Genomic DNA, 25,682 nt, shown 5'->3' with positions numbered 1-25,682 from the left:
TTCTGGCGACCAGTGCTTTGCACTAGCTCTTCTCGCGGCGATCGATATTGCCCACCGGCAATCTCGCCCATCGAGCCTCGTATTCGCCTGATCTCAATGTCTCGCTTGCACGCGGCCGCACCCATGCCCGAAAGGCATCACTCACACATGACCGTAGAACCCACCTTCGAATCCCTCGGCGTTCCAGAGCGACTCAGTCGTGTTCTCGCCGACCAGGGCATCGCCACCCCGTTCCCGATCCAGACCGGCACCTTGCCCGACACGTTGAAGGGTCGCGACGTCCTTGGTCGCGGAAAGACCGGCAGCGGAAAGACACTGGCCTTCTCCATTCCACTGGTCGCACGGCTCGCCGGTGGACACCGACGTCCGTCCAAGCCGACCGGCCTGGTGCTCGCTCCCACTCGTGAGTTGGCGACCCAGATCACCGCCGTCATCGAGCCGCTCGCCGCGGCCCTCGGCATGACCGTCACGACGATCTTCGGCGGGGTTTCCCAGAGCCGCCAGGTGTCCGCGTTGCGCGCAGGCGTCGACATCGTGGTCGCCTGCCCCGGCCGCCTCGAAGATCTGATGAAGCAACGCCACATCGCCCTGGACGCCGTGCAGATCACGGTCCTCGACGAGGCCGACCACATGGCCGACCTCGGCTTCCTGCCAGGCGTGACGCGCATCCTCGCGGCGACGCCGGCGGGTGGGCAGCGACTGCTGTTCTCCGCGACGCTGGACAACGGCGTCGACAAGCTCGTGCAGCGCTTCCTGCGCCAGCCCGTCACCCACTCCGTCGACGAGATCGACGCACCGCAGGTCGCCATGACGCACCACGTCTACCACGTCGCCGGCGCGCAGGAGAAGACCCAGCTGGTGCACCGGCTGGCGTCGGGCACCGGTCGCCGAATCCTGTTCATGCGCACCAAGCATCAGGCGCGCAAGCTCGCCAAGCAGCTGACCGACGCCGGAGTGCCGTCGGTGGACCTGCACGGCAACCTCTCGCAGCCGGCCCGTGACCGCAACCTCGCGGCCTTCAGCTCCGGTGACGCCCGGGTGCTGGTCGCCACCGACATCGCCGCCCGTGGCGTCCACGTCGACGACGTCGAGCTGGTGGTGCACGTGGATCCGCCCGTCGAGCACAAGGCCTACCTCCACAGGTCCGGCCGGACGGCGCGCGCGGGTAGCTCCGGAGACGTGGTCACCGTGGTGCTGCCCGAGCAGCGTCGTGACACCCAGCAGCTGCTGCGTAAGGCCGGTATCACCGCTCAGCCGCAACAGGTTCGGGCCGACTCGGCGAGTGTGCTCGAACTCGTCGGCGAGATCGCACCCCACCGGGAGCCGCCGCCACGCGCAGCCACCCCGGTGCGCACCGGCAACGGCTCCGGCCGCAGCGGACAGGCCAGGGGCAGCAGTGGATCCTCCTACCGTGGCGGACCCTCGGGCGGCCGCACCGCGGCCTCGGGTGGCAACCCCAGGCGTGGCGGTGGCGGACCGCGTAGGCCGAGGTCCGGATCCGGAACCGGTCGGTCTCAGTCGAGTTGACAACCCGTGATCGTCGGGCGGCCCACCGGTCGCCCGACGATCGTCGGTGGCTGGTGCGCCCGCACCGGCGGCAGCGGACCGTCGAACCGCTCCACCTCCACCAGCACGTGAGCTCCCGTGCAGCCCTTGGCGAGTGAGGACGTGCCGATGTCGGCGGTCAGCACGTTGGGGTTGCCGTGGACGCACATGGCGTCGACGTCACCGGCATCCTGCGGGTCGTACCACGCACCGGTCGACAACTGCACCACGCTGGGCCGGAGCCGGTCGTCGACGATGACGCCGGCCAGGCACGAACCGCGGTCGTTGAAGACCCTGACCACGTCGCCCGCGGTCAGACCCCGCCGTCGAGCATCATCGGGATGCATCCGGATGGGTTCTCGCCCTTGCACTTTGGAGTCCATGCTGGTGCGGCCGCCGTCCAGCTGGCTGTGCAACCGCGTGGCGGGCTGATTGGCCAGGAGGTGCAGCGGATAATCGGCCGCGCGGGCACCACCGAGCCACTCTTCCGGCTCGAACCACCGTGGATGGCCCGCACAATCGTCGTAGCCGAACCCGTCGATGTCGGACGAGAAGATCTCGATCCGACCGCTGGGCGTCGCCAGTCGATGGACCACGGGGTCGGCGCGGAAGTCGGCGAGCAGTGACAATCCGGTCTCGGTCGGCAACCTCACCCGGCCCGCCGCCCAGAACTCGTCGAAGGTCGGCACCTCGAAATCCAGTTGCGCCGACCACTTCTCGTACATGTGGATGAGCCAGCCTCGCGCGTCGCGGCCCTCGGTGAACCGCTCGCCGAAACCGAGTCGGTCGGCGAGCGCCGCGTAGGTGGTGTAGTCGTCCCGTGACTCGGCGAAGGGTTCGGCCAGCGCGGGCATCGCCACCAGTAGCGGATCGTTCTTGGAGCCCGAGTAGTCCTCACGCTCGAACGGGGTCGTGGACGGCACGACGACGTCGGCGTGCTTGGCCATCGCGGTCCAGTAGGGCTCGTGGACGACGACCGTGTCGACCCGACCCAACGCCCGCCGCAGGCGCGGAAGGTTCTGGTGATGGTGGAACGGATTGCCGCCGGCCCAGTACACGCACTTGATGTCGGGGTAGGTCAGGGTTCGGCCGTTGTAGCTGAACTGCTCACCGGGATGCAGCAGCATGTCGCTGACCGCCGCCACCGGGATGAACGTCGAGACGGGGTTGACGCCTTGCGGAAACGTGGGAAGGGCGCAGCGCAACGGCGCCATGCCGAGCTCGTTCTGCGATCCGTACCCGTGACCGAAACCGCCACCGGGAAGCCCGATCTGGCCCAGCATCGCCGCCAGCGTCAGCCCCATCCAGGGTGCCTGCTCGCCGTAGCGCACACGTTGCAGGGACCAACTGACCATGACGATGGTGCGGTGCGCCGCCATCCGACGGGCGATCGAGACCAGCACGTCGGCGGGTAGGCCGCAGATGGCGGCCGCCCATCCGGGGGACTTGGCCACCCCGTCGTCGTGACCCAGCAGGTAGCGCTCGAAGCGCGGGTAACCCGTGCAGTGGGTCTCGAGGAATTCCCGGTCGACGAGTCCCTCGGTGGCCAGCACGTAGGCCAGGGCCACCATGATCGCCACGTCGGTACCGGGCACCGACGCCAGCCATTCGCAGTCACCGTGGGTGTCATCGCGCAGCGGGCTGACCGAGACGATCTGCCCGCCGCGTTCGCGCAGCCGGCGAAGCGCTCCGCGGGTGGGGTGCTCGGTGGTGCCGCCGGGGTTGACGGCCGAGTTCTTCACGCCGACTCCGCCGAAACACACCAGCAGCTCGGTGTTATCGGCGATGACGTCCCACGCCGTGGAGCGCTGGAAGAGGTCGTCGTGGGTGCCGACGACGCGTGGCATGATCACCCCGGTCGCGCCCAGGCTGTAGGAGTGCCGCGAGAAGGTATAGCCGCCAAGGAGTTTCAGGAACCGGTGCACCTGGCTCTGGGCATGGTGGAACCGCCCGGCGCTCGCCCACCCGTACGACCCGCCGTAGATGGCCTCGTTGCCGTGGGTGTCGACGATGCGTCGGAGTTCAGCGGCCAGCAATTCGGTGAGCTCGTCCCACGGCACCGCGACGAACTCGTCTGCGCCGCGGCGGGTGCTGGGGCCTGGACCGTCATCGAGCCAGCCGCGGCGGACGGCTGGAGTCGCGATCCGGGAGCGGTGGCGAATGGAACCCGCCAGGTTGCCCAGCAGCGGCGAGGGGTCGACGTCACCGTCGTCGGGTCGCACCGAGGCGATGTCACCGTCGCGGACCTCTGCGCTGAAGGCACCCCAGTGCGTGAGCGACGTCGGCGTGCTGGCCATCCGCCGAGTTTAGGGGGTGTCGAGGTGCGGCGACGGCCCTCGTTGCGGCGGCGTCACGGAGTCAACCATCCGGTTGGGTGGTATATCGTCGACAGCACATCCCGCTTCACCGATCCGGAGGTAGCCCATGGGCGCCATCAAGTACGACCGCACCCTCTTCGAACCCGAGCACGACCTCTTCCGCGAGTCCTACTGCGGCTTCCTGGAGCGCCACGTCGCGCCGTTCCACGACCAGTGGGAGAAGGACAAGATCGTCGACCGCGGAGTCTGGCTAGAGGCGGGCAAGCAGGGCTTCCTCGGCATGGCCGTGCCGGAGGAGTACGGCGGCGGCGGCAACGACGACTTCCGCTACAACACGATCATCACAGAGGAGACGTCCGCCCACCGCTACAGCGGCCTCGGCTTCCCCTTGCAGAACGACGTCATCGCCCCGTACCTGTTGCGCCTCACCACCGAGGAGCAGAAGCAGCGCTGGCTACCCGGGTTCTGCAGCGGCGAGATCATCACCGCGGTCGCCATGACCGAGCCGGGCACCGGCAGCGACCTCCAGGGCATCAAGACCCGCGCCGTCAAGCAGGAGGACGGCAGCTGGGTGCTCAACGGCTCGAAGACGTTCATCACCAACGGCATTCACGCCGACCTGGTGATCGTGGTGGCCTGCACCGACCCGGACAAGGGCGCGCTGGGCTTCTCGCTGTTGGTGGTCGAGCGGGGGATGGCCGGCTTCGAACGCGGCCGCCATCTCGACAAGATCGGCATGGACGCCCAGGACACCGCCGAGCTGTCGTTCACCGACGTTCAGGTGCCCGCCGAGAACCTTCTCGGTGAAGCAGGCCAGGGTTTCGTCTACCTGATGCAGAACCTGCCGCAGGAGCGCATCTCGATCGCGATCGGCGCCGCGGCGGGGATGGAGGCCATCCTCGAGCAGACCATCCAGTACACCAAGGACCGCAAGGCGTTCGGCAAGCCCATCGGCAGCTTCCAGAACACTCGATTCCTGCTGGCGGAGCTGGCCACCGACGCCACCGCCGTGCGGATCACGGTCGACGAGTTCATTCGGCTGCACCTCGACGAGAAGCTCACTGCCGAACAAGCCGCCATGGCGAAGTGGTGGGCAACCGAGAAGCAGGTCTATCTGATCGACCGCTGTCTGCAGCTGCACGGCGGGTACGGCTACATGCGCGAATACCCCGTGGCCAGGGCTTATCTTGATTCGCGAGTGCAGACGATCTACGGCGGAACGACCGAGATCATGAAGGAGATCATCGGCCGCAGCGTCGGTGTGTGACCCGCCCCTTCTCGCGACACTTTCCTCGGACGGGTTGGATATCCCTCAAGATGGACGTCGACTGACGCAGAGTTGACGAACGCGGAACTCAAGGGAGTCCGGCACAGCTCGCTGGGAGGACGCAATGACGGGGCTTCGAACCCGGGTGAGCAGGACGATCGGACGCACGGGCGCCGGCGTCGTAGCGGTGATGGCTGCCGCACTGCTCGTCGCACCCCTCGCGGTGGCGGCACCCGAGGATGACGCCGACGCGGCGATCACGTCGGCCTGGGATGCAGGCGGTGGCGCAGGCGGTCCACTGGGCATCAAGGACGGTGGCGTCTACCCGGTGGGTGCGGGTTTCGGCCAGAACTTCGCCGGCGGCAAGATCTTCTTCACCCCGGACTCCGGCGCGCACGCCATGCGGGGCGCGATCCTCGACGAGTACCAGTCGTTGGGGGGTCCGGGTGACGGGGACCTCGGATTTCCGACCATCGACGAGGGTGACGGCAAGGCACCGGGCAGCCGCAACACCACGTTCAGTGCTGCCGACCGGCCGGTGATCTTCTGGACCCCGGACACCGGCGCGCACGTCGTTCGGGGCGCCATCAACGCCGCGTGGGACCAACTCGGCGGCTCGGCGGGTGTGCTGGGCGTTCCGACGGACGACGAGAGCTATCGCGGTGACGACGTCAGCCAGACGTTCTCTGGCGGACAGCTGACGTGGAATCGGAAGACGAACACCTTCACGACGACGCCCCCGGAGCTGGCGGACCAGCTCGGAGGGCTGCAGGTTCCCGGCGACGTGACCACGGCCATCGCCGCGGCGCGAAGGTCGGCTGGCGGGCCCCTGGGGCCCCTCGGCGCCGCCGACGGCGAGCAGTACGGCATCGGCACCGACGGCGCGGGGCAGAACTATGCCGGTGGGAAGATCTTCTACAGCCCCACGACCGGTGCCAACGTCCTGACCGGACAGGTACTGGCCAAGTACGAGAGCGTGGGCGGACCCGAGGGCGATCTCGGCTTCCCGACGAGCAGCGAAGACGACGGCGGCCTCGCGCCGATGAGCAAGATCGCGAGCTTCGCCGCCGCCGATCGGCCGGTGATCTTCTGGACACCCGACTTCGGAGCCGTCATCGTGCGCGGGGCGATGAACGCCGCGTGGACGAAGCTGGGCGGAGCGACCGGGGAACTCGGCGCGCCGACGGCCGACCAGACCGAGAGCGATGACGTCGTCACGCAGAAGTTCTCCGGTGGCGCCATCTCCTGGAACGGGAAGACCAACGCGTTCACCACCGAGCCGCCCAGTCTGCAATCGCAGCTGCAGGGCCTGGAGGTACCGGGCGGTGCTGCTCCGCAGGCGCAGGGTGCTGCCGACACCCCGTCGGAGGGAGATTCGACGTGGTTCCGCCCGAACTGGTGGTGGCTGCTCGGCATCGTGCCGGTCGTGGTGCTCATCGGGGTGGTGGCGGCGGCCGTCCTGCTCAATCGGCGCAGGCACGACGACCGGGCACCGTTGGACGGCTTCGACGGCGATTATGAGCACGGCGAATACGACGATGATTACGACCACGATCGCGACGACTTCGACTCCGGACCGATCAGCACCGCCAAGTCCGAGGCCGACGAGCGGCGGAGTGGCTGGGCGATGCCCTCCGGCGAGGATGACGACCTTCCCGCCGACGATCGGCATGGCGTGGCCGACGGTTTCGCGGCCGACCTGTCCGCGGATCAGGACGTGATCGACACCGCGCCGACACCGATCGTCACGTCAGGCGAGGAGCGGGAGACGGCGTGGTTCGCCGCCCTCGACGACTCTCACGACCCTCGGGTCGACCAACCCGACGATTACGAGCACACCGAGGTGCAGGCCGAAGTGGTACCCGATCCGGATCCAGAGCTGGAGCCAGAGCTGGAGCCGGAGTTGGAGCCGGATCCTGAGTTGGAGCCGGAGCCGGACAGCGGGCCGCCCAGCGGTCGGCACGCAGCGATCCAGTTCACCGAGCCAGTGGTCGCGGAGACGTCGCTGCGACTGGCGATGGACGACCCCTTCGACGCACCCGCCGGCTATCCGATCAAGGCCGACACCAAGACGGGGCTGTACTGGATGCCCGGAACGGGCCAGTACGACCGCGCCAGGGCCGAAATCTGGTTCGCCAGTGAAGAGTTCGCCTTGACGAACGGCTTCACCAAGGGTTAGCCGGCCGTCGGCCGCGAGTATTAGATCTTGCGGATGACGGTGACGACCTTGCCGAGGATGGCCGCGTCGTTACCGGGGATCGGGTCGAAGGCCGGGTTGTGGGGCATGAGCCACACCTGACCACCGGTGCGCTTGAAGGTCTTCACGGTGGCTTCGCCGTCGATCATCGCGGCGACGATGTCGCCGTTGTCCGCCACGTTCTGCTGGCGGATCACGACCCAGTCGCCGTCGCAGATCGCGGCGTCGACCATCGACTCGCCGACCACCTTCAACAGGAAGAGCGACCCTTCACCGACGAGTTCCTTCGGTAGCGGGAACACGTCTTCGACTGCCTCTTCGGCCAAGATCGGTCCGCCGGCGGCGATGCGCCCGAGCACGGGGACGAAGGTGGGTACGGGCAGGGCGTCGGAGCCTGCGACGTCGGTCGTGACGACCGGCCCCGCCAACCGCGAGGGATCGTCTGCGGACCGCACGTCGACCGCGCGCGGTCGGTTGGCGTCGCGACGCAGGTAGCCCTTGCGTTCCAGCGTGCGGAGTTGGTGCGCGACCGACGACGTCGAGGTCAGGCCCACGGCGTCACCGATCTCGCGGATGCTGGGCGGGTATCCCCGCGTGGTGACCGAGCTCCGGATGACCTCCAGGATGGTGCGCTGACGTTCGGTCAGGACCGTGTCGTTGATGTCACTCATGGCGCCGAATGTAGTCCTACCCGAGGGCAGAATCAAACATGTGTTCGACGCGTGTCGTGCCAATTCTTTGGCCGGGCGGACGTGTCGGTGGGTCGCGATACCGTTTGCAACAGTTCGATCACATGTTCTAGTCATCGAACACCTGAGCGATTAGCATTCGAACACAGGAGCGAACGGACACCATGCGAAAGGCCCGCCAGATGACCATCATCACCCGAGAAGACCCCACCGATCTCGTCGTGCGGCCCATGCGGCCGGTGCGCCGGACGACGTCTGCCGCGAGGCGCGGGCCCCAGCCGCACCGGCCGGCCGGCGCACCGCTGAACTACCGCGGCACCGGAGTGCTGATGTCGCGCGCATCGCACCGGCGCAGGCCGGTGACCCCGCTGGCCACCGTGATGTTGGCGCTCGTCGCCGCGGCCATCACCGTGTGGCTCGGCCTGGTTGCGCAGCTCGGCGGAACCCACGAGTCACCGGCACCCTCCCCGGCGCGGTTGGCCGTGGTTCAGGTGCAGGCAGGCGAATCGCTGGAGCAGCTGGCGCAGAGGATCGCACCGGACGCTGCGGTCGGTGCGATAGTGGCCGAGATCCGCGATCTCAACGAACTGGACTCCGCGGCGGTCGACGCCGGGCAGTCGCTCATCGCGCCGGTGGGTTGATCCGCAGCATGCGCCGTGAAACGCACTGCCGTGCAACGGTACGCTCGTATGCGACCGGAGTAAGAGCACGCGGCGAAGGAGCGGAGATGCACTGTCCGTTCTGCCGTCACCCGGATTCGCGGGTGGTCGACTCCCGGGAAGCCGACGAGGGTCAAGCGATCCGGCGCCGCCGCTCCTGCCCGGAGTGCGGGCGCAGGTTCACCACGGTGGAGACGGCCGTACTCGCCGTGGTGAAGCGCAGTGGCGTCACCGAACCGTTCAGTCGCGAGAAGGTCATCAAGGGCGTTCGCCGGGCGTGCCAGGGGCGCGACGTCGATGACGATGCCTTGAACCTGTTGGCGCAAAAGGTGGAGGATGCCGTTCGGGCCGCCGGGTCACCCGAGGTGCCCAGCAACGAAGTCGGCCTGGCCATCCTGGGCCCCCTCCGTGATCTCGACGAGGTCGCGTACCTCCGCTTCGCATCGGTGTACCGCTCGTTCTCGTCCGCTGCCGACTTCGAACGCGAGATCGAGGCGCTGCGCGCCCATCGCGGCGTGCCGTCTCCCTGACCGATCAGTCGAGCCGACGGACCCCGTCTTCGACGACACGTCCCGCGACGTCGACCCATCCCTCGGCACTCCACGTGGTACGGAGCTCCGAACCCTGGCCCTGGGTGATGACGAGGTCGCGACTCAGCTGTTCGGTGATGCGTACCGCGGCCGCGCCGGTCGCCTCGTCCTCGGGAATGCCGATGTTGTTGGCGAACAGCCGTGACCGAATGGTTCCCGCCGACTCGTCGATCCACGCCCAGACGTAGTGACCGACGTCGGCGTCGAAGTCGTCGGCTCCGGCCGCGAGCACGTCGTCCACCGATGCCAACCGGTGCATCGCGAACTCCGGCGCCCACTTTGCCCTGGCGCTGATCACCGTGACCTCACCATCCGGCCGGTCCTCGTACCTCACCTGGACGACGCCCGCAGGCACCTGCAACGTCTTGACCGGGGTGCCGCGCTGCCTCAGCCACCACGATGCGCCAACGGTCGGATGCCCCGCGAACGGCAGTTCCGTGACGGGCGTGAAGATGTGCGCCGTGGTGGTACCCGCACCCGGAGCCGGCAGATCGATGAAAATAGTTTCGCTGTAACCCAATTGGGCGGCGATCCACTGCCTCTCGGCGGGCGGCGCCAGGCTGGCGTCGACCACCGCGAGCGGGTTTCCGTAGTCGCCGTTCGGGCTGGTGAACACGCGGACGACGTCGACGTTCAAGGCCATGGGCAAATGCTACGTGGCGCTGCGCTCGTCGGCCCCCATGGCATCGAGCACCGCGACGCGGGTGTCGATGGAACCGGTGAGACCACCCTCGCTGGCCCCGGCACGCAACAGGTCGCGCAGCATGTCCTGGTCGTAGACGGCCGGGTCGGTCGAATCGATGAACTTCTCCACGACCTCGACGAAGCGGTCGGGATCGTCGTGGAAGGGGAAGTGGCCGGACCCCTCGAACACCTCGAGTTGCGCGCCCGGCATGGCGGCGTGCGCCATGCGCGCGTGACTGACCGGGATCACCGAATCGCGAGAACCCCAAATCAATTGCACGGGAACCGATTCCGTCAAATAACATCGATCGAGCATGGTCACCACCTGGCCCCGCCAGTCGACCACCGCGCGCAGGGTCCTGGCGAAGGCGGAGGACGCCGTCGGCTCCGGGAGGTCGGCGAGGATGCGCAGGACGTGGGGCAGGTCGCGACCGAGACCGGTGGTGCCGAGAAGTGGGCCGCCGACCCGACCGAGCAGATGCAGTGCGGGTAGCACCATCGGCAGACGCAGCAGCGCTAGCGCCTCACTCCCCAACGGCAGGGAGGCGATCCGGAAGGCGACGTTGACGTCCCTTGTCACTCCGCCGGCCCCGACGAGGATCAGTCGATCCACCAACTGCGGGAACTGATAGGCGAATTGCATGGCCACCCCGCCGCCGAGCGAATGTCCGACGACGGTGACCCGGTCGATGTCCAAGACGCTGAGCAGGTCGCGCATGCCGTTCGCGTAGGCAGCAACCGAGTAGTCGGCGCGGGGCTTGTCGGACTTGCCATGGCCCAGCAGGTCCGGAGCGATCACCGTGAACCGTTGGGCGAGTTTCGCCTGCACGGTGCTCCAGGTCGTGGAGTTGTCGCCGATGCCGTGGATGAGCAGGATGGCCGGCCCCGACCCGGCAATCCGGTACGCGCGTCGATACCCGTGGATGGTGCGGTAGTGCAGCGTCGGGCTGAGCTCGCGCACGGGCCGCAAGTTGGGCTGTCGCTTGGTCACCGATCACCAACTTCGTCGTCGGGCCCTGGGTCAGGCGGCCGATCAGGACCCGGTGTCGCCGCCCCCGTCAACCGAATCGTCTCCGGTCTGCTCGGCGAGGAAACGCTCGAATTCGGCGCCGAGTTCATCGCCACTGGGCAAATCCTCGTCACGCGCCAGTAGCGATCGATTCTCTTGGGCAGCAACGAACGCATCGTACTGGTGCTCCAGGGCCGTCACCACTTGAGCGACTTCGTCACTGGAGGACACCTGTTCGTTGATCTTGTCGTGCACCTCTGCGCCGGCCTCGGCGAGTGACCCAAGCGGAAGTCGCAGCGACCCGGTCTTGGCAACCTGCGTCAGCAACGCATCCGCTGCCGGTGGATAGTCCGTCTGTGCCAAGTAGTGCGGGACGTGCACGGTGAATCCGACCGCGTCGTGGCCATGCTGGGTCATGCGGTACTCGAGCAGATTCGACACGCTGGCGGGCACCTGCACCTCGCCGACCCACGGCTGGTGGCCGGCGATCAGCTCCTTGTTGCCGGAGTGGGCGGTCATGGTGATCGGGCGGGTGTGCGGCACCGCCATCGGGATGGCGCCGAGGCCGATCACCTGGCGGACGCCGAGTCGTTCCGCGAGCAGGCGGACGGCGGTGATGAAGCGTTCCCACCGAAGGTCCGGTTCGAGACCGGCCAGCAGCAGGAACGGCGTGCCGACGCTGTCGTGCAGCGCGTAGAGGTTCAGCTCGGGGTCGTCGTAGTGGGTGAAGTGGTCGGTCTTGAACGTCATGAGCGGCCGACGCGAGCGGTAGTCGAGCAGCTCGTCGATCGCGAAGGACGCGACCAGCTCGGTGTCGAGGGTGTCCTTGAGATGCGTCGCGGCGATCTTGATGACGTGCCCGGCGTCGGAGAACCCTTCCAGGGCGTGGATCATGACGGGTCCACGCCCGTCCTCCGACGACAGCTGAGGAGCGGGGAACTCCAACTCGTAGATCCCAGTCTGTTCGGGTTGGTAGTGCTGACCCGGCCCTTCTTCGTGATCGGCCATTCTGCCTCACCACCTCCTGACGTCCAGTGTCCCGTACTTCGGGGATTTCTCCCGCACGGCCCCATGCAACGGTGGAACCCTCTGGCGACAGCGGCCATTCCGTGACCGCTGCCGCATTCGGTCCCGTGCGGCAAGATCGGTGATCGTGCGCCGCGCCAGGGTCTTGCTATGGGTGGCGATCGCGACGGCGTGTGCACAGCCCACGCCGCTCGCGGCGACGGCTAGCGGCCCGTCCTCATCGGTGCCCGAAGCACCTGTGCTGGCCACGGCGACGGCCGCACCGGTGAACCCCGACCCGAGGGTGGGGGCGATCTTCCTCGGCGGTGACTCGCTGCACACCTGCACCGGATCGGTGCTTCATTCGACGACGGGCGACCTGGTCCTCACCGCGGCGCACTGCATGGCCGAGGGTTTCGAGGCGTCGTTCGTGCCGGCGTTCGCCGAAAGTGCTGCGGCGCAGGACTATTGGCATGTCGATGCCGTATACCTCGACCCCCGGTGGGTGTCGTCTCAGGATCCGCACGCCGACATCGCCGTCCTCAGGGTGAGCCGCCAGGACGGCGCAGCGATCGAGGCGGCGGCAGGTGGTGGTCTCACCATCGGTCCCAGTCCGGCCATCGGCACGGACGTCGTCGTGACCGGTTACGCGCTCGGCGTCGGGGGAGTGCCCGTCGGCTGCATGGCGCGCATGGCGGCCGTCGAGCACGGCTATCCCTCGATCCGCTGCAGTGGACTGGTCGACGGCACCAGCGGGGCGCCGTGGGTGGCCGGATCGACGGTGGTGGGGATCACCGGTGGGTTGGAGGCCGGTGGCTGCGAGGAGAACGTCTCCTACGCGCCGCCGTTCGACGATGCGATCGGGCACTTGGTGGCGCGGGCCGAGGCGGGGGGCCCTGGTGATCACGCGCCTGCGGCGTTCGACGACGACTGCTGATCAGGCCTTGAACTGGCTGAGGGCACGCAGCTTGTTCATCACGTCCAGGGCCGCGACCTTGTACGCCTCGGAGAACGTCGGGTAGTTGAACACCGCGTCGACCAGGTACTCGATGGTGCCTCCGCAGCCCATCACGGCTTGACCGATGTGCACCATCTCGGTGGCGTTGGTACCGAAGATGTGGACGCCGAGGAGCTTGAGGTCCTCGGTGGACACCAGCAGCTTCAGCATGCCGTAGGAGTCACCGGCGATCTGTCCGCGCGCGAGCTCCCGGTAGCGCGAGACGCCCACCTCGTAGGGGATCGAGTCCTTGGTGAGGTCCACCTCGGTCGCGCCGACGTAGGAGACCTCGGGGATCGAGTAGATGCCGATCGGCTGCAGCTCGGTCATGCCCTTGCAGGGCTCGCCGAACGCGTGGCAGGCCGCCAGCCTGCCCTGGTCCATCGACGTGGCCGCGAGCGCCGGGAACCCGATGACGTCGCCGACCGCGTAGATGTGGTCGACCTTGGTCTGGAAGTCGTCGTCGACGAAGATCCGTCCGCGGCTGTCGGCCTCCAGACCGGCGGCCGGCAGATCGAGATCCTCGGTCTGTCCTTGTCGCCCAGCGGAGTACATCACGGTCTCGGCCGGAATCTGCTTGCCGCTGGCCAGCGTGGTGAGAGTGCCGGAGGCCCCGACGTCCACGGCGGTCACCTCCTCGCCGAAGCGGAACGTGACGGCGAGGTCACGGAGGTGGAAACGCAGCGCCTCGACGATCTCGTGATCGCAGAAGTCCAACATCGAGGAGCGCTTCTCCACGACGGTGACCTTGGTGCCGAGGGCGGCGAACATCGAGGCGTACTCGATGCCGATCACGCCGGCGCCCACGACGACCATCGACGCGGGAATCGTCTTCAGGTCCAGGATTCCGTCCGAGTCAAGGACGCGTTCCTCGTCGAATTCGACCCCCGCGGGTCGGAGCGGCTTGGTGCCCGTCGCGATGACCACGTTGCGGCCACGGACGGAGACGCTCTCCGCGCGGCTGGGGTCCTCGACCTGAAGCGTGTGGGCATCGCTGAATCGGGCGTGTCCGACGTACAGCTCGATGCCGTTGCGCAGCAGCTGGGAGCGAACGACGTCGATCTCCTTGCCGATGACGTGCTGAGTGCGGGCCAGGAGGTCGGCCGGGGTGATCTTCTCCTTCACGCGATAGCTGGCGCCGTACAGCTCGCGCTGGCTCATTCCGGTGAGGTAGACGACCGCCTCGCGCAACGTCTTCGACGGGATGGTTCCGGTGTTCACGCACACGCCGCCGAGCATGAGACCGCGTTCGATGACGGCGACGGACTTGCCGAGTTTGGCGGCGGCGATGGCAGCCTTTTGACCGCCGGGACCGGACCCGATGACGACGAGGTCGTACTCCTGCATGGAACCCATGCTGAACAGGTGTACGCCGGTCGGGCTGATCTCGCACGCCAAGAACGTCAACAGCGCGTGAACAACCGCGCTATCCACAGAGGCCATTTCATCCACAGGGAGCCGCGTCGACCGGCTGTCGCAGCGTTTCCCGTCACCGCGTCCTGCGAAGTTCGGCCCATGACGACCTTCAATTCCCTCTTCGGCGCTCCCGGATTCCACCTCGACCGACCTGCCGCGCTGATCGCCGCATTGCCCGCAGTACTCGGTTTCATCCCGGAGAAGTCGTTGGTGCTCGTCACCGTCGACGCCGGTGAGCTGGGGTGTGTCATGCGCGTCGATCTCTCCGCGCAGCTGTCGAACGCGCTCGCGCAAATGGCGGACGTAGCGTCGTCGAGCGGTCCCGACGGCGCGATCGCCGTGATCGTCGACGATGACGGCGCTTCCTGCCGCATGTGCCTCGACGACCACTACGCCTTGGTCGAGCACCTGACCGAACGCCTGGACGAACGCGACATCGACCTGCTCGCCGCCTTCGTCGTCGACAGGTTGGAGGCGGGTGGACGCTGGTGCCGAGTCGACGGCCACCCTGGCTCGGGAACCATCGAGGACCCCATGTCGTCACCCATGGCGGCTGCGGCGGTCCTCGACGGTCGGCGCCTCTATGCCCGGCGTGCCGAGCTTCAAGAGGTCATCGCCACCTCGGATGCCGCCCGCTCGGAAGCGCTGCGGGCGGCATTGCTGCAGGCCGAGCACGACGGAGACCTCCGGCCCGACGCCGACGCGCGGGGTGACGTCGAGCACGCGCTCGCGATGGCGCGCGCGCTGTCCGGGGGTGCGGTCCCGGCAGATGGCGACCTGGCGAGATTGGGCTGCGGCCTCACCGATCCACGGGTGCGCGACACGTTGTACGCCCTCGCGGTCGGGCGCGACGCGGATCGGGCCGAGGCGTTGTGGGCGATGCTGGCCCGGACGCTGCCGGAGCCGTGGCGCGTGGAAGCGCTTGTGTTACTTGCCTTTTCGGCGTACGCGCGCGGCGATGGTCCACTTGCGGGGGTGTCACTGGAAGCCGCGTTGCGGGTCGACGAGAGGCACCGCATGGCCGGAATGCTCGATCAGGCACTGCAATCGGGGATGCGGCCGGAACAGATCAGGGAGCTCGCGCAGACCGGGTACCGGCTGGCCAAGCGCCTGGGCGTGCGCCTACCCCGCCGACAGGGGCCGGGCAGGCGTGCGGGTTAGACCTTCTCGACCCGGACGGCGTGGGCCATGTGGTGCGGAAGCTCGACCTGCTCGTGGCCGGGAATCACGATCATCACGCCGCCGTCGTTGCTGACCTGCACGGTGACGCGTGCGTCGGGTACGACGCCGGCGTCCTTCAGGCGAGCGATCAGCTCGACGTCACCCTGGACGTGCTCAGTCAGCTGGCGCACACGGACCGCGACGGGGAAGCCCGACGGCAGCTCGGTGAGCCGTATCAGGCTGACGTCGTCGGCATCGGACATCGGGACGCCGAGCTCGGACAGTCCGGGAATGGGGTTGCCGAAGGGGGAGGTCGTGGGGTTGTCGAGCACCTGGACGAGGCGCCGCTCGACGTCCTCGCTCATGACGTGTTCCCATCGGCACGCCTCGGCGTGAACTTCTTCCCACGGCAACCCGATGACGTCGACGAGGAGCCGCTCGGCCAGCCGGTGCTTGCGCATCACCGACACGGCCAGTGCACGGCCCTTGTCGGTCAGTTCGAGGTGGCGGTCACCCGCGACGTGCAACAGTCCGTCGCGCTCCATGCGGGACACGGTCTGGCTGACGGTCGGGCCGCTCTGTTCGAGCCGTTCGGCGATCCTGGCGCGCAGAGGTACGACGCCCTCTTCTTCGAGGTCGTAGATCGTCCGCAGGTACATCTCGGTGGTATCGATCAGATCGTTCATTCGCAGCCCTCCGTTGCGCTTTCGAGTCTACCGGTGGTGGCGCCTGAACTGGGCTCCAACGTCGCCGTTGCGGTGTGTCCGTGGCGGGCAAAGAAGTGAGCCCGCCGCGAGGGCGGCGGGCTCACTGGGGTAGATCTAGCTGGCGTAGGAGCGAAGGCGCTCGGCGCGTTCGCCCTGGCGCAACTTCGACATGACTTCACGCTCGATCTGACGGACCCGCTCCCGGGACAGCCCGAAGAGCTTGCCGATCTGGTCGAGGGTCCTGGGCTGGCCGTCGTCCAACCCGAATCGCAGCCGGATCACCTGCTGCTCACGCTCGTCGAGCGTGGCCAGCACGTGCCGGATGTCGGTGTGCAGCAGTTCGGAGATCACCGCGTTCTCGGCGGACATGGCCTCGGCATCCTCGATGAAGTCGCCAAGGGGTGCTTCCTCGTCGCTACCGACCGGCATGTCCAGGCTCACCGGATCCCGGCTGTGGGACAGGAGATCCGCGATCTTCTCGGCGGGAATGCCGGACTCCTCGGCGAGTTCCTCGTCGCTGGCGTCGCGGCCCAGATTCTGGTGCATCTCCCGCTTGATCCGGGCGAGTTTGTTGACCTGCTCGACCAAGTGGACGGGCAGTCGGATGGTCCGGCTCTGATCGGCCATGCCACGGGTGATGGCCTGGCGGATCCACCACGTGGCGTACGTGGAGAACTTGAATCCCTTGGCGTAGTCGAACTTCTCCATGGCGCGGATCAGTCCGAGGTTGCCCTCTTGGATGAGATCCAGCAGGGGCATGCCGCGACCCGTGTAGCGCTTCGCCAGCGAGACGACGAGTCGGAGGTTGGCCTCGAGCAGGTGTCGCCGGGCGGCCTCGCCGTCACGCACGATCGCTCCGAGTTCGCGTTTGCGGCTGTCCCCGAGGCGCTTCTTGGTGTCGAGGAGGTGCTGCGCGTAAAGCCCAGCTTCGATGCGCTTGGCGAGTTCGACCTCGTCGGCCGCATTGAGCAACGCGGTTTTGCCAATGCCGTTCAGATACACGCGCACGAGGTCTGCGGCTGGGCTCTGGGAGTCCAGATCGGTGTCGATACGGCTTGCGGTGGCGTTTGCCATTACGGCCTCCTGCTCTGCTGGAACTGTCATGAGCTACAACGCTCACCTGGTCCAGAGAGTTCCCGCGGGCTGCGGGTTTCACACCTTCTGACCTGCACTTATTGGCTGATGACCTGAGATTCTCCTGAGAATTGCAGAAGAACCCTCACATCACGGAACGTCGCGCTCCCACTCGGCGGCTCCGCGTTGCTTCAGCGGGTCGATGTGAGACTCCAGTGCGGGCCGCTCGGCCGTGGGGAACAGCGGGATCCGTCCGCGGTCCACGTAGCGTCTCGGTTCTTCGGCGCGTCGGGGGGGCCGATCGTTGGCGATCAGCACCGCGATCCACGGCAACGGAATGGACGCGACGAGGATCGCCAACGAGATCAGGCCGTTGTGCCAGATGCCGTAGGCGATCGCCGCACCGAGGAGGGCGGGAATGCGCCACGACATGATCTTGAGGTATTTGCGAACCCGCTCGCGATGCTGTTCCTCGTAAGGCTGTTCTGCGCGAGTGATGAGGACCGGCGAACCATCGTCGTCGAAACTCAGCTCTGGGCCGTGTTTCATGACTCCACTGTTCCACAGATGGGACGTCATAAACGGCCCGGTTTCTTACGGATCCGTTCCCGGGCACAATGTTGGGCATGGACACCCAGACCATCGAACGCACCGAGACCGACGAACGCGTCGACGACGGGACCGACGACGACACCCCCAAGGTCTTCCACTACGTCAAGAAGGACAAGATCGTCCAAAGCGCGGTCGAGGGCACGCATGTCGTCGCCCTCTGCGGTGAGGTGTTCCCGGTGACGAAGTCGGCGAAGCCGGGCTCACCGGTCTGCCCGGACTGCAAGCGGATCTACCAGGCGCTCAAGAAGTAGTTCGAGGTTCGTCCAGCGGCGCAGCCGCCGTGACGGCCGTAGCGTCAGCGCGTGGTTTGTCGCCGAGCCAGCCGCGGAACCGTTTGGCGTGTGTCTCGGGCGCCGGCCACTCTTCCTGAATGGCCGCATTGAGTTCGGCCCCCATCATGATCGCGAAGCCGAGGAAGAACGCGAACAGCAGGAACGCAATTGGCGTCGCTAGCGCCCCATAGGTGTAGCCGGTGCCGGTGATCCACGTCAGGTACACACGTAGCCCCAGCGTTGCGACCAGGAAGACGACCGCCGCCAGAGCGGAACCGTAGAGCAGCCGGTGGGAGGGGAGTGGCCTGGGGAGCGCTACCCGGTAGAGCACGTTGATGGCGACCACCAGGCTGATGAGCAAGACCGGGTAGTAGCCGTAGCTCAAGAAGTACTGCCAATTCGCCGGTATGTGCTCGGCGATCTTCATGGGCCCGATCGCGAGCAACGGCGCCGTGGCGATGACGAAGACCAATCCGATGACGTACAGCCCAAGCGCATAGAAGCGCTGACGCACGGGGTGCCGGAGTTCGGTTTGGTCGTGCGCCTCGACGACGGAGTCGACGAACGCCGAGACGGCCGAGGAACCGGCCCATAGCGAGATGACGAACCCGAGTGACACCACCTCACCGCGTGCACCCGCCACGATGTCCGACACCGTCGGCGCGATGATCTCGTTGACGACGTTGCTGGAGAACAGGTTTCCCGCCGTGCTGATCAACCGGTCCTCGATGGTCTGCAAGGTCGTCGCGCCGAACAGCGGAGCGATGTACGCCAGGCTGCCGAGCATCCCCAGGAGGAGCGGCGGCAGAGACAACGCGCACCAGAACGCCGCTTGGGCGGCCTCCGAGAAGATCGAGTCGTCCCAGCTCTTGCTCAACGTGCGTTTGAAGATGCGCCAGAGGTGGTGCCGCGAGGGTTTCGCCGGCGAATGCTGGTCGGTCATGACCACACCAGCATTCACGACGACGCGCGCTTCTGCGCGGAGAGGTGGGTCAGCAGGTCGTTACGAGTCGATCTTGCTGGACTCCAACACCGCGGCGAGCTCGACCAACTTGGCTTCGTGCTCATTGGCGTGGTGCTGGCAGAAGAGCAGCACAGCGCCGGACGGAAGCTTGGCGACGACACGGGCGGCTGCGCCGCACCGATCGCAGCGATCAGCCCGGGTCAGTTCGGGACTGGTCAGAGTTGCGTTCATGGGCGCTGCCTCCCTATCTGCTGGGTGCTTAGTTCTACTGTGTCAGACGTTTTCGCTTCCGGCCTTGTTCCCCGGTCGTTCACCGGTGTGTCGTGTCTCACGCGCCGTCGAAGTTGCGAGCCGGGCACACTGACTTCATGATCTCTGCGCCGGGAGACCTGTTCCACCTGTGCACTGCCGAGGAGTGGGAATCAGCCCAACGATCGGGTGAGCGCAGGCCCCCGTCGCTGGACGCGCAAGGCTTCGTTCATCTTTCGGCGCGCGAGCAGGTGCACCTACCCGCCAACCGGTTGTTCACGGGGCGCGACGACATGGTCTTGCTCCGACTCGACGCCGGACGTCTCGGGTCCCCCGTGCGCTGGGAACCGGGCGTCGAAACCGATCCGGAATCCATGACATTCCCGCATCTGTACGGTCCACTCCCCGTGGCGGCTGTGACGAGTGTCACGATCTACCGAGCCGGGGCCGACGGCCGATTCGCGGAGCTACCTCCGTCCGAGACGTAGGCGTCGGCCTCGATCTCGACGTGGAGGTCGGGGACGATCAGCGCCGACACCTCGACCATCGTGCACACCGGTCGGATGGTGCCGAACACTTCGCGGTGCACGGCGCCCACTTCGCGCCAGGAGGCGATGTCGGTGACGAAGATCCTGGTGCGGACGACATCGGTGAGAGCGGCCCCGGCTTCTGCTAGGGCCGTCTCGAGGCGCGCGAAGGCTCCCCGCGCCTGCGTCGCCACGTCGTCACCCGGTGCCGTGGTGCCCGCGACGACGACGAGCGGCCCGACTCGGACCGCCCGGGAGTACCCCACCTCGGCTTCGAAGGCCGAACCCGACGAGACGTTGATCCGATGAGCGGTCACGGCTACGCCGAGACGAGCCGTGCAGATGGAGCCCTTTGGGTGTGGGACATGCGTCGACGATATCGGGCACCTCCGAGGTCGCCCAGCGCCCCTGGGACATCACTGGACGGCGTGACAGCAAGGCGCCCCGGTGTAACGGGCCTTCCCTAGACTGACCGGCATGGGAATCCTGTCGGGCTTCGCGCCGTGGATCGTCTACTGGGTGCTCGTGGGCAACGTCCCCTTCATGGCTGCCGTCCTGGTGGCGCTGGCGGTCGCGGTGCTCGCGCTGGTCGTCAACCGACTGCAGCGTGCACCGGGCAGCTCGCTCGAGATCGGTTCCATCGGAACGTTCTTGGTGCTCGCCCTGCTGACGTCGGTGCTGAGTCAGGAGTTCATGGAGCGTTGGATCCAGCCGCTGAGCTCCGCCGGACTACTGCTCGTCGCGCTCGTCGGGGTGCTCGTCGGGCGACCGTTCGTGCGCCAGATCGCCGAGGCCGATCAGCCGAAGGAGGTCGTCAACAGCGAATTGTTCGCTCAGATCACGCTACGGATCACGTGGATCTGGATCGCGGCCTTCGCCGGCATGACCCTGTCGTCGGCGATTCCACCGATCGTGCAGGGCTTGAACGGGTCCACGGCCACCATCCTTGACGTCAGAACGCCGCTGTCCTTCGTCTGCTACTGGGTGATCCCATTCCTGCTTTTGGCCGCGGCCATGCTCGCCGGCCGGGTGGTCACCGATCGGATGGTCGCCGAATCCAACAGTCCGCACGTGGTCCGGAAGAGCACCTTCGTGGCGTTCAAGGAACTTGCCATCGACGAACTGTTCTACCTCGCGAAGGAGAAGGCCGATCGCGAGGTCGGCGTCGGGATGGAGGCGTACGCAGTCCAGGTCGGCGGGAAGGGGATTCCCCTCACCGGAGATGAGTCACGCGAGTCCTGGGGCATGTCGTACAAGGTGCGCGAGCGCCCCTGACGTCCCGGCCCTAGTCCAGGTAGTCGCGCAGGACCTGGGAACGGCTGGGGTGGCGCAACTTCGACATCGTCTTGCTCTCGATCTGACGAATCCGCTCCCGCGTGACGCCGTAGACCTGTCCGATCTCGTCGAGTGTCCTCGGCTGACCATCGGTGAGGCCGAACCGCAGCCGCACGACGCCCGCCTCGCGCTCGGAGAGCGTCTCGAGCACCGACTGAAGCTGATCCTGCAGAAGCGTGAAGGAGACGGCGTCCACCGCCACCACGGCCTCGGAGTCCTCGATGAAGTCGCCGAGCTGGCTGTCGCCCTCGTCACCGATCGTCTGGTCGAGCGAAATCGGCTCACGCGCGTACTGCTGGATCTCCAGCACCTTCTCCGGCGTGATGTCCATTTCCTTGGCGAGCTCTTCGGGCGTGGGCTCGCGGCCCAGGTCCTGCAGCAGCTCACGCTGGATGCGTCCGAGTTTGTTGATGACCTCGACCATGTGCACCGGGATGCGGATGGTGCGGGCCTGATCGGCCATGGCGCGGGTGATGGCCTGACGGATCCACCAGGTGGCGTACGTCGAGAACTTGTAACCCTTGGTGTAGTCGAACTTCTCGACCGCGCGGATCAGACCCAGGTTGCCTTCCTGGATGAGGTCGAGGAAGGCCATTCCGCGGCCGGTGTAGCGCTTGGCCAGCGAGACGACCAGACGCAGGTTGGCTTCCAGCAGGTGATTCTTTGCCTTGTCGCCATCGCGGCAGATCCACAGGTAGTCGCGGCGCTGGGCGGTGGTCAGCTTCTCGCCCGCCTCGGCGAACTCCGTCATCTTCTGGGTGCAGTACAGGCCCGCCTCGATGCGCTTGGCCAGCTCGACTTCTTCCTCGGCATTGAGCAGCGCGACCTTGCCGATCTGCTTCAGGTACGCGCGCACCGAGTCGGCCGATGCAGTGAGCTCGGCGTCCTTGCGCGCCTGCCGCAGTGCCTCGGACTCTTCTTCGTCCCACACGAAGTCGCCGGATGCCTTGTCCTTTTCGGACGGCTCGGCGATGTCATCGTCACCGGAAGCCTCGTCCGCGTCCTTGGCCTTGCCGTCGACGACTGTCTCCACCGCGTCGTCGACCACGACGACCTCGAGATCCTCGAGCTCGATGTCCGCATCGGCTTCCAGTTCGGTGGGCTCGGCTTCGTTCTCGTCGCCGGTCTCGAGGACGTCGGTCGTCGTGACCTCGGCACCCTCGCTGGCGGCGCCCTTCTTCGCTCGCGTACCGGCTCCGGCGGCCTTCTTGGCCGGCGCCTTCGCGGCCCGCTTGGCGGGCGCGGTGCCGGTGGCGGCCTTCGCCGCGGCCTTCTTGGCGGGAGCCTTGGTGACGGTGCGCTTCACCGGCTCCTCGATCGCCGGGCTTACCTTCGTCGCTGCCACGTGCACCCCTTCGGTCTTGCAAGACTCGGTAGCGTGGGCGTGCGCCACCGTAGAACGTCGGCTGTCAGTTGATGGCGTTTGTTATCGGCTTTGGATATCTGCCGCCATCCGCGATGCGGCCGCCGTCACCCATTGTAACGACAGGAAGAGGAACTGCCCCTACGAGCGCCAAATCGGGGAGTTCGGCGAGCCGTCCACGGCATCAGGCCTGCGCGACGTCGGCGGCCATCGCAGCGCCGACGATGCCTGCGCTGTTCTGCAGAGCGGCGGCCACCACGGGCGTCCGGTTCTTTAGCAGGGGTATCCACTTGTCGGCCTTGCGACTGATCCCACCGCCGGCGATGAAGAGATCCGGCCAGATGGCGTTCTCGATCACGACGAGCACCTTCGTGACTTCCGTGGTCCACCGCTCGTAGCTCCACTCCTTGGCGTCCTTGATGGACGACGCGGCGCGGTGCTCGGCTTCCTTGCCGTCGACCTGGAGATGACCGAATTCGGTGTTGGGCAGCAGCACGCCGTTGTGAATCACCGCCGAGCCGATGCCGGTGCCGAACGTCAGCAGGACGATCACGCCGCTGTTGTCGCGTCCGGCACCGAACTTCTCCTCGGCCAGGCCCGCGGCGTCGGCGTCGTTGAGCACCGTGACGGACCGGCCGCCGAGCTCGGCACCGATCGCGTCCTGGGCGTTGGTGCCGATCCATCCCTTGTCCACGTTGGCCGCGGTGCGGACGATCCCGTTGGTGACGACGCCGGGATAAGTCACGCCGACGTCGCCCTCCCAACCGAATTCCCGGACGACCGCGGCGACGGTCTTGGCGACGGCGTCGGGCGTCGACGGTTGAGGGGTGGCGAGTTTGAAACGCTCCCCGATGAGTTGGCCCGTGTCGAGGTCGACGATGCCGCCCTTCACCCCGCTGCCGCCGACGTCGACACCGAAACCGCGGCGTGCGGTCCCGTCGTCAGTCGGTGCGATGCCTGAGGATTCGGTCATGAGCGCTCCTGGTGAGAGTGGCTGGCAGGTGCGACGCCAACCACACCCTAGTGCCTTGTCTTGCGCGATGTGTTGCGATGGAACAGTGATCAATGACAGCGATCCAGGCCACCTTCGGGACGTCGCCGAACTTCTCGCGGGGGAGGCGGCCGGCTTCGTGCGGCGCCGCCGAACCGAGGTCTTCGGTGCCGAGTCGTCCCCCGGTGCGGCGGCGTCGGCGGTGACGTCGAAGAGCACCCCGACCGATCCCGTGACCATCGTCGACACGGAGACCGAGCGCCTGCTCCGCGACCGGCTCGCCGTGTTGCGGCCCGGTGACCCGATCGTCGGGGAGGAGGAGGGCGGGGCGGTCATCGGTCACGACGGCGCGCCGACCTGGGTGCTCGATCCGATCGACGGGACGGTCAACTTCGTCTACGGCATCGAGGCCTATGCGGTGTCGGTCGGCGTTCAGGTCGACGGTCGGTCCGTGGCCGGGGCCGTGGCGAACGTGCCCACCGGCGAGGTGTTCTCCGCGGCACGCGGCGAGGGTGCCCGGCTGCAGCGGGACGGCGTCTCGACGCCCTTGCGCTGCAATGACGTCGACGACCTCTCGATGGCTCTGGTGGGCACCGGGTTTGGGTATGCGCCGGAGCAGCGTCGACTGCAGGCGGAGGTGCTGGTCCGGCTGTTGCCGGGCGTGCGCGACGTCCGTCGCGTCGGCTCGTGCGCCCTGGATCTCTGCATGGTGGCGGCGGGCCGACTGGACGCCTACTACGAACTCGGCGTCAACGTGTGGGACTGGGCGGCGGGCGCCCTGGTCGCCGAGGAGGCGGGTGCCAGGATGCTCCTCCCGCCCGTCGATGGTGACGCCGGGGGATCGGGCCTGATCGTCGCCGCGGCACCTGGCATCGCCGCTGACTTCCACGAGGCGTTGCGGCGGGCAGGCGGACTCTGAATCGCTCAGCAGGCGGCGGTGTGGATCTTCTGCAGCAGCGCCGAATCGGCAGGCTGGGTGGCGTCGGGTCGCAGGCTCGCCAGTACGGCATCGATGTCGTCGTTGTGGCTCACCTCGGAGAACTCGGTGCCGATCGCGAGGTCGACGGTGTCGTCACCGCGGGAGTCCTGATACAGCTCGGTGCACGGCGCGACCAGCCAGAGCGCCGCGGCCGCCGCCTGACCGGCCGGGCCGAAGCGGATCTGGCCCTGGCATTCCAATCGGGTGTTCTCGTAGACGGTGTCGTTGCCGGCGCTCGGCGGGGCATACCCCAGGTCGCGCAGCGCGCCAGCCACCTCGGCGGCCTGTCCACCCTGGCCGCTGGCGTTGAGCACCCGGATCTTGGTGTCGGCGAGCTTTGCCGGAGCGACATCCGTCATCGTGGCGGCGGGGACCTGCTCACCGAGAGCGGTCTGGGTGGCGTTGGCGACCGGCGGCGGCGGGTTGCAGACGGCTGCCTGCTTCACGTCGGTGGTCTGACTGAACGCGATGACCCAGGCGACCAGGGCGACGACGGCGAGAGCGCCCAGGAGGGCGACGCCCGGGATGAAGTTCCTCCGCCGGAATGGTCGACCATGTTTGTCGAACGCCGTTCCGGAGGTGATCTGCGCTACCACCCCTGCACCTTAAGGCCAGAGCCCGTCGTCGGGCTCTACCAGGTGTTTTCCGGTGTGATATAAATCACAGTCAATCCAGCCCCGGTCGGGGCACGAATGATTTGGCGGACGCGTTTTGCGCTGGTACAAAGCTCTGTCGCATGGCGACGGATCGATTGGGAGGGGATGAGGATGGCTACCGACTACGACGCTCCACGGCGCACCGAGACCGACGACGTTTCCGAGGATTCACTCGAGGAGCTCAAGGCGCGGCGTAACGAAGCGCAATCGGCGGTCGTCGACGTCGACGAGTCGGAGACCGCCGAGTCCTTCGAGCTTCCCGGCGCCGACCTGTCCGGCGAGGAGTTGTCCGTCCGGGTCGTCCCCAAGCAGGCGGACGAATTCACCTGCTCCAGCTGCTTTCTCGTCCACCACCGCAGCCGGCTCGCCAGCGAGAAGGGTGGTTCGATGATCTGCACGGATTGTGCCGCCTGACC

Annotated in this window: 27 protein-coding genes; 12 read left to right on the top strand and 15 right to left on the bottom strand. The window is 67.1% G+C overall.

All coding sequences use genetic code 11. The annotated features are described in order from the left end of the window. The first annotated feature begins 147 nt into the window (after positions 1 to 147). On the top strand, positions 148 to 1,527 hold the full coding sequence (locus QUE68_RS17530) for a DEAD/DEAH box helicase (protein ID WP_284227383.1): 1,380 nt from the start codon (positions 148 to 150) through the stop codon (positions 1,525 to 1,527). Here the strand turns inward: QUE68_RS17530 and QUE68_RS17525 are convergent. Then, positions 1,515 to 3,842 (bottom strand): molybdopterin-dependent oxidoreductase, encoded by a 2,328-nt coding sequence (locus QUE68_RS17525; protein ID WP_284235695.1) that lies wholly within the window; start codon positions 3,840 to 3,842, stop codon positions 1,515 to 1,517. The genes QUE68_RS17530 and QUE68_RS17525 overlap by 13 nt on opposite strands. Positions 3,843 to 3,969: 127 nt before the next feature. On the opposite strand from QUE68_RS17525, the gene QUE68_RS17520 reads away from it, so the two are divergent. Both QUE68_RS17520 and QUE68_RS17515 read left to right on the top strand, forming a co-directional pair. Then, complete coding sequence (locus QUE68_RS17520; protein WP_284227381.1) at positions 3,970 to 5,130, top strand: acyl-CoA dehydrogenase family protein; 1,161 nt, start codon at positions 3,970 to 3,972, stop codon at positions 5,128 to 5,130. Between the two features lie 124 nt (positions 5,131 to 5,254). After that, positions 5,255 to 7,309 (top strand): LGFP repeat-containing protein, encoded by a 2,055-nt coding sequence (locus QUE68_RS17515; protein ID WP_284227379.1) that lies wholly within the window; start codon positions 5,255 to 5,257, stop codon positions 7,307 to 7,309. Positions 7,310 to 7,329: 20 nt separating this feature from the next. On the opposite strand, the gene lexA is transcribed toward QUE68_RS17515, so the two are convergent. Beyond that, positions 7,330 to 7,998 (bottom strand): transcriptional repressor LexA, encoded by a 669-nt coding sequence (gene lexA / locus QUE68_RS17510; RefSeq protein ID WP_284227377.1) that lies wholly within the window; start codon positions 7,996 to 7,998, stop codon positions 7,330 to 7,332. 200 nt (positions 7,999 to 8,198) lie between these two features. Here lexA and QUE68_RS17505 point away from each other — a divergent pair, with 200 nt between their 5' ends. Together QUE68_RS17505 and nrdR are read left to right on the top strand one after the other, a co-directional pair. Next, a complete protein-coding gene (locus QUE68_RS17505; RefSeq protein WP_455012212.1) occupies positions 8,199 to 8,657 on the top strand; it encodes a LysM peptidoglycan-binding domain-containing protein in 459 nt (152 codons plus the stop codon). A gap of 86 nt (positions 8,658 to 8,743) precedes the next feature. Beyond that, positions 8,744 to 9,205, top strand: coding sequence for a transcriptional regulator NrdR (gene nrdR / locus QUE68_RS17500; RefSeq protein WP_284227376.1), 462 nt, complete (start codon positions 8,744 to 8,746; stop codon positions 9,203 to 9,205). Between the two features lie 4 nt (positions 9,206 to 9,209). On the opposite strand, the gene QUE68_RS17495 is transcribed toward nrdR, so the two are convergent. From QUE68_RS17495 to QUE68_RS17485, 3 genes are read right to left on the bottom strand one after another with little or no spacing between them, the layout of a single operon-like run. Further along, positions 9,210 to 9,908 carry a PhzF family phenazine biosynthesis protein gene (locus QUE68_RS17495; protein ID WP_286274191.1) on the bottom strand — a complete coding sequence of 233 codons (699 nt, stop codon included), beginning with the start codon at positions 9,906 to 9,908 and terminating at the stop codon, positions 9,210 to 9,212. 9 nt (positions 9,909 to 9,917) lie between these two features. Further along, complete coding sequence (locus QUE68_RS17490; RefSeq protein ID WP_284227372.1) at positions 9,918 to 10,940, bottom strand: alpha/beta fold hydrolase; 1,023 nt, start codon at positions 10,938 to 10,940, stop codon at positions 9,918 to 9,920. Positions 10,941 to 10,982: 42 nt separating this feature from the next. Next, positions 10,983 to 11,966 carry a proteasome assembly chaperone family protein gene (locus QUE68_RS17485; protein WP_284227370.1) on the bottom strand — a complete coding sequence of 328 codons (984 nt, stop codon included), beginning with the start codon at positions 11,964 to 11,966 and terminating at the stop codon, positions 10,983 to 10,985. 145 nt (positions 11,967 to 12,111) lie between these two features. On the opposite strand from QUE68_RS17485, the gene QUE68_RS17480 reads away from it, so the two are divergent. Beyond that, positions 12,112 to 12,900 (top strand): trypsin-like serine peptidase, encoded by a 789-nt coding sequence (locus tag QUE68_RS17480; RefSeq protein WP_284227369.1) that lies wholly within the window; start codon positions 12,112 to 12,114, stop codon positions 12,898 to 12,900. On the opposite strand, the gene sthA is transcribed toward QUE68_RS17480, so the two are convergent. Continuing rightward, positions 12,901 to 14,316, bottom strand: a complete 1,416-nt coding sequence (gene sthA, locus QUE68_RS17475) for a Si-specific NAD(P)(+) transhydrogenase (RefSeq protein ID WP_284231018.1) — start codon at positions 14,314 to 14,316, stop codon at positions 12,901 to 12,903. 159 nt (positions 14,317 to 14,475) lie between these two features. On the opposite strand from sthA, the gene QUE68_RS17470 reads away from it, so the two are divergent. Next, positions 14,476 to 15,537: a DUF4192 domain-containing protein gene (locus QUE68_RS17470; protein ID WP_284227367.1), complete on the top strand. Its 1,062-nt coding sequence runs from the start codon at positions 14,476 to 14,478 to the stop codon at positions 15,535 to 15,537. Here the strand turns inward: QUE68_RS17470 and QUE68_RS17465 are convergent. The 3 genes from QUE68_RS17465 to QUE68_RS17455 all read right to left on the bottom strand — a co-directional run bounded on the left by QUE68_RS17465 (position 15,534) and on the right by QUE68_RS17455 (position 17,867). Next, complete coding sequence (locus tag QUE68_RS17465; protein ID WP_284227366.1) at positions 15,534 to 16,223, bottom strand: metal-dependent transcriptional regulator; 690 nt, start codon at positions 16,221 to 16,223, stop codon at positions 15,534 to 15,536. The genes QUE68_RS17470 and QUE68_RS17465 overlap by 4 nt on opposite strands. A 135-nt stretch (positions 16,224 to 16,358) precedes the next feature. Continuing rightward, on the bottom strand, positions 16,359 to 17,318 hold the full coding sequence (locus QUE68_RS17460; protein WP_286274190.1) for a sigma-70 family RNA polymerase sigma factor: 960 nt from the start codon (positions 17,316 to 17,318) through the stop codon (positions 16,359 to 16,361). 150 nt (positions 17,319 to 17,468) lie between these two features. Next, positions 17,469 to 17,867 carry a DUF3099 domain-containing protein gene (locus tag QUE68_RS17455; RefSeq protein WP_284227362.1) on the bottom strand — a complete coding sequence of 133 codons (399 nt, stop codon included), beginning with the start codon at positions 17,865 to 17,867 and terminating at the stop codon, positions 17,469 to 17,471. 77 nt (positions 17,868 to 17,944) lie between these two features. Here QUE68_RS17455 and QUE68_RS17450 point away from each other — a divergent pair, with 77 nt between their 5' ends. Next, positions 17,945 to 18,181, top strand: a complete 237-nt coding sequence (locus tag QUE68_RS17450) for a DUF3039 domain-containing protein (RefSeq protein ID WP_284227360.1) — start codon at positions 17,945 to 17,947, stop codon at positions 18,179 to 18,181. Here QUE68_RS17450 and QUE68_RS17445 read toward each other — a convergent pair. Together QUE68_RS17445 and QUE68_RS17440 are read right to left on the bottom strand one after the other, a co-directional pair. Beyond that, positions 18,171 to 19,145 carry a YihY/virulence factor BrkB family protein gene (locus QUE68_RS17445; RefSeq protein ID WP_284227359.1) on the bottom strand — a complete coding sequence of 325 codons (975 nt, stop codon included), beginning with the start codon at positions 19,143 to 19,145 and terminating at the stop codon, positions 18,171 to 18,173. The two genes, QUE68_RS17450 and QUE68_RS17445, sit on opposite strands and share 11 nt — an antisense overlap. A 60-nt stretch (positions 19,146 to 19,205) precedes the next feature. Continuing rightward, positions 19,206 to 19,397: a DUF7455 domain-containing protein gene (locus QUE68_RS17440; protein ID WP_284227358.1), complete on the bottom strand. Its 192-nt coding sequence runs from the start codon at positions 19,395 to 19,397 to the stop codon at positions 19,206 to 19,208. A gap of 137 nt (positions 19,398 to 19,534) precedes the next feature. Here QUE68_RS17440 and QUE68_RS17435 point away from each other — a divergent pair, with 137 nt between their 5' ends. Continuing rightward, a complete protein-coding gene (locus QUE68_RS17435) occupies positions 19,535 to 19,903 on the top strand; it encodes a DUF952 domain-containing protein (RefSeq protein WP_284227356.1) in 369 nt (122 codons plus the stop codon). On the opposite strand, the gene QUE68_RS17430 is transcribed toward QUE68_RS17435, so the two are convergent. Then, a complete protein-coding gene (locus QUE68_RS17430) occupies positions 19,849 to 20,259 on the bottom strand; it encodes a RidA family protein (RefSeq protein ID WP_284227354.1) in 411 nt (136 codons plus the stop codon). The genes QUE68_RS17435 and QUE68_RS17430 overlap by 55 nt on opposite strands. Before the next feature lie 160 nt (positions 20,260 to 20,419). Here QUE68_RS17430 and QUE68_RS17425 point away from each other — a divergent pair, with 160 nt between their 5' ends. Beyond that, complete coding sequence (locus tag QUE68_RS17425) at positions 20,420 to 21,217, top strand: hypothetical protein (RefSeq protein ID WP_284227353.1); 798 nt, start codon at positions 20,420 to 20,422, stop codon at positions 21,215 to 21,217. A 10-nt stretch (positions 21,218 to 21,227) separates the two neighbouring features. Here the strand turns inward: QUE68_RS17425 and QUE68_RS17420 are convergent, their stop codons facing one another. Together QUE68_RS17420 and ppgK are read right to left on the bottom strand one after the other, a co-directional pair. Further along, the gene (locus tag QUE68_RS17420; protein ID WP_284227351.1) at positions 21,228 to 22,622 is read right to left on the bottom strand and encodes an RNA polymerase sigma factor; all 1,395 of its coding nucleotides are present in this window, start codon (positions 22,620 to 22,622) and stop codon (positions 21,228 to 21,230) included. Between the two features lie 202 nt (positions 22,623 to 22,824). After that, on the bottom strand, positions 22,825 to 23,613 hold the full coding sequence (gene ppgK / locus QUE68_RS17415; protein ID WP_284227349.1) for a polyphosphate--glucose phosphotransferase: 789 nt from the start codon (positions 23,611 to 23,613) through the stop codon (positions 22,825 to 22,827). A gap of 67 nt (positions 23,614 to 23,680) precedes the next feature. On the opposite strand from ppgK, the gene QUE68_RS17410 reads away from it, so the two are divergent. Beyond that, positions 23,681 to 24,550 carry an inositol monophosphatase family protein gene (locus QUE68_RS17410; protein WP_284227347.1) on the top strand — a complete coding sequence of 290 codons (870 nt, stop codon included), beginning with the start codon at positions 23,681 to 23,683 and terminating at the stop codon, positions 24,548 to 24,550. Between the two features lie 5 nt (positions 24,551 to 24,555). Here the strand turns inward: QUE68_RS17410 and cei are convergent, their stop codons facing one another. Beyond that, positions 24,556 to 25,206 (bottom strand): envelope integrity protein Cei, encoded by a 651-nt coding sequence (gene cei, locus QUE68_RS17405; RefSeq protein WP_284227346.1) that lies wholly within the window; start codon positions 25,204 to 25,206, stop codon positions 24,556 to 24,558. A gap of 171 nt (positions 25,207 to 25,377) precedes the next feature. Between cei and QUE68_RS17400 the strand changes: the two genes are divergently transcribed. After that, positions 25,378 to 25,680 carry a DUF4193 domain-containing protein gene (locus tag QUE68_RS17400; RefSeq protein ID WP_284227344.1) on the top strand — a complete coding sequence of 101 codons (303 nt, stop codon included), beginning with the start codon at positions 25,378 to 25,380 and terminating at the stop codon, positions 25,678 to 25,680. The last annotated feature ends 2 nt before the right edge of the window (positions 25,681 to 25,682 follow it).

It is taken from the genome of Mycolicibacterium sp. TUM20985, from assembly GCF_030295745.1.
Taxonomy (GTDB): Bacteria; Actinomycetota; Actinomycetes; order Mycobacteriales; family Mycobacteriaceae; genus Mycobacterium.
This window is presented reverse-complemented; position numbering and strand designations above follow the sequence as displayed.

What these genes read in the sequence shown, in the direction of transcription:
- QUE68_RS17530 (WP_284227383.1), top strand. Translation starts at nt 148, where the DNA reads ATGACCGTAGAACCCACCTTCGAATCCCTCGGCGTTCCAGAGCGACTC.
- QUE68_RS17525 (WP_284235695.1), bottom strand. Translation starts at nt 3,842, where the DNA reads ATGGCCAGCACGCCGACGTCGCTCACGCACTGGGGTGCCTTCAGCGCA.
- QUE68_RS17520 (WP_284227381.1), top strand. Translation starts at nt 3,970, where the DNA reads ATGGGCGCCATCAAGTACGACCGCACCCTCTTCGAACCCGAGCACGAC.
- QUE68_RS17515 (WP_284227379.1), top strand. Translation starts at nt 5,255, where the DNA reads ATGACGGGGCTTCGAACCCGGGTGAGCAGGACGATCGGACGCACGGGC.
- lexA (WP_284227377.1), bottom strand. Translation starts at nt 7,998, where the DNA reads ATGAGTGACATCAACGACACGGTCCTGACCGAACGTCAGCGCACCATC.
- QUE68_RS17505 (WP_455012212.1), top strand. Translation starts at nt 8,199, where the DNA reads ATGACCATCATCACCCGAGAAGACCCCACCGATCTCGTCGTGCGGCCC.
- nrdR (WP_284227376.1), top strand. Translation starts at nt 8,744, where the DNA reads ATGCACTGTCCGTTCTGCCGTCACCCGGATTCGCGGGTGGTCGACTCC.
- QUE68_RS17495 (WP_286274191.1), bottom strand. Translation starts at nt 9,908, where the DNA reads ATGGCCTTGAACGTCGACGTCGTCCGCGTGTTCACCAGCCCGAACGGC.
- QUE68_RS17485 (WP_284227370.1), bottom strand. Translation starts at nt 11,966, where the DNA reads ATGGCCGATCACGAAGAAGGGCCGGGTCAGCACTACCAACCCGAACAG.
- sthA (WP_284231018.1), bottom strand. Translation starts at nt 14,316, where the DNA reads ATGGGTTCCATGCAGGAGTACGACCTCGTCGTCATCGGGTCCGGTCCC.
- QUE68_RS17470 (WP_284227367.1), top strand. Translation starts at nt 14,476, where the DNA reads ATGACGACCTTCAATTCCCTCTTCGGCGCTCCCGGATTCCACCTCGAC.
- QUE68_RS17465 (WP_284227366.1), bottom strand. Translation starts at nt 16,223, where the DNA reads ATGAACGATCTGATCGATACCACCGAGATGTACCTGCGGACGATCTAC.
- QUE68_RS17460 (WP_286274190.1), bottom strand. Translation starts at nt 17,318, where the DNA reads ATGGCAAACGCCACCGCAAGCCGTATCGACACCGATCTGGACTCCCAG.
- QUE68_RS17455 (WP_284227362.1), bottom strand. Translation starts at nt 17,867, where the DNA reads ATGAAACACGGCCCAGAGCTGAGTTTCGACGACGATGGTTCGCCGGTC.
- QUE68_RS17450 (WP_284227360.1), top strand. Translation starts at nt 17,945, where the DNA reads ATGGACACCCAGACCATCGAACGCACCGAGACCGACGAACGCGTCGAC.
- QUE68_RS17445 (WP_284227359.1), bottom strand. Translation starts at nt 19,145, where the DNA reads ATGACCGACCAGCATTCGCCGGCGAAACCCTCGCGGCACCACCTCTGG.
- QUE68_RS17440 (WP_284227358.1), bottom strand. Translation starts at nt 19,397, where the DNA reads ATGAACGCAACTCTGACCAGTCCCGAACTGACCCGGGCTGATCGCTGC.
- QUE68_RS17435 (WP_284227356.1), top strand. Translation starts at nt 19,535, where the DNA reads ATGATCTCTGCGCCGGGAGACCTGTTCCACCTGTGCACTGCCGAGGAG.
- QUE68_RS17425 (WP_284227353.1), top strand. Translation starts at nt 20,420, where the DNA reads ATGGGAATCCTGTCGGGCTTCGCGCCGTGGATCGTCTACTGGGTGCTC.
- ppgK (WP_284227349.1), bottom strand. Translation starts at nt 23,613, where the DNA reads ATGACCGAATCCTCAGGCATCGCACCGACTGACGACGGGACCGCACGC.
- QUE68_RS17410 (WP_284227347.1), top strand. Translation starts at nt 23,681, where the DNA reads ATGTGTTGCGATGGAACAGTGATCAATGACAGCGATCCAGGCCACCTT.
- QUE68_RS17400 (WP_284227344.1), top strand. Translation starts at nt 25,378, where the DNA reads ATGGCTACCGACTACGACGCTCCACGGCGCACCGAGACCGACGACGTT.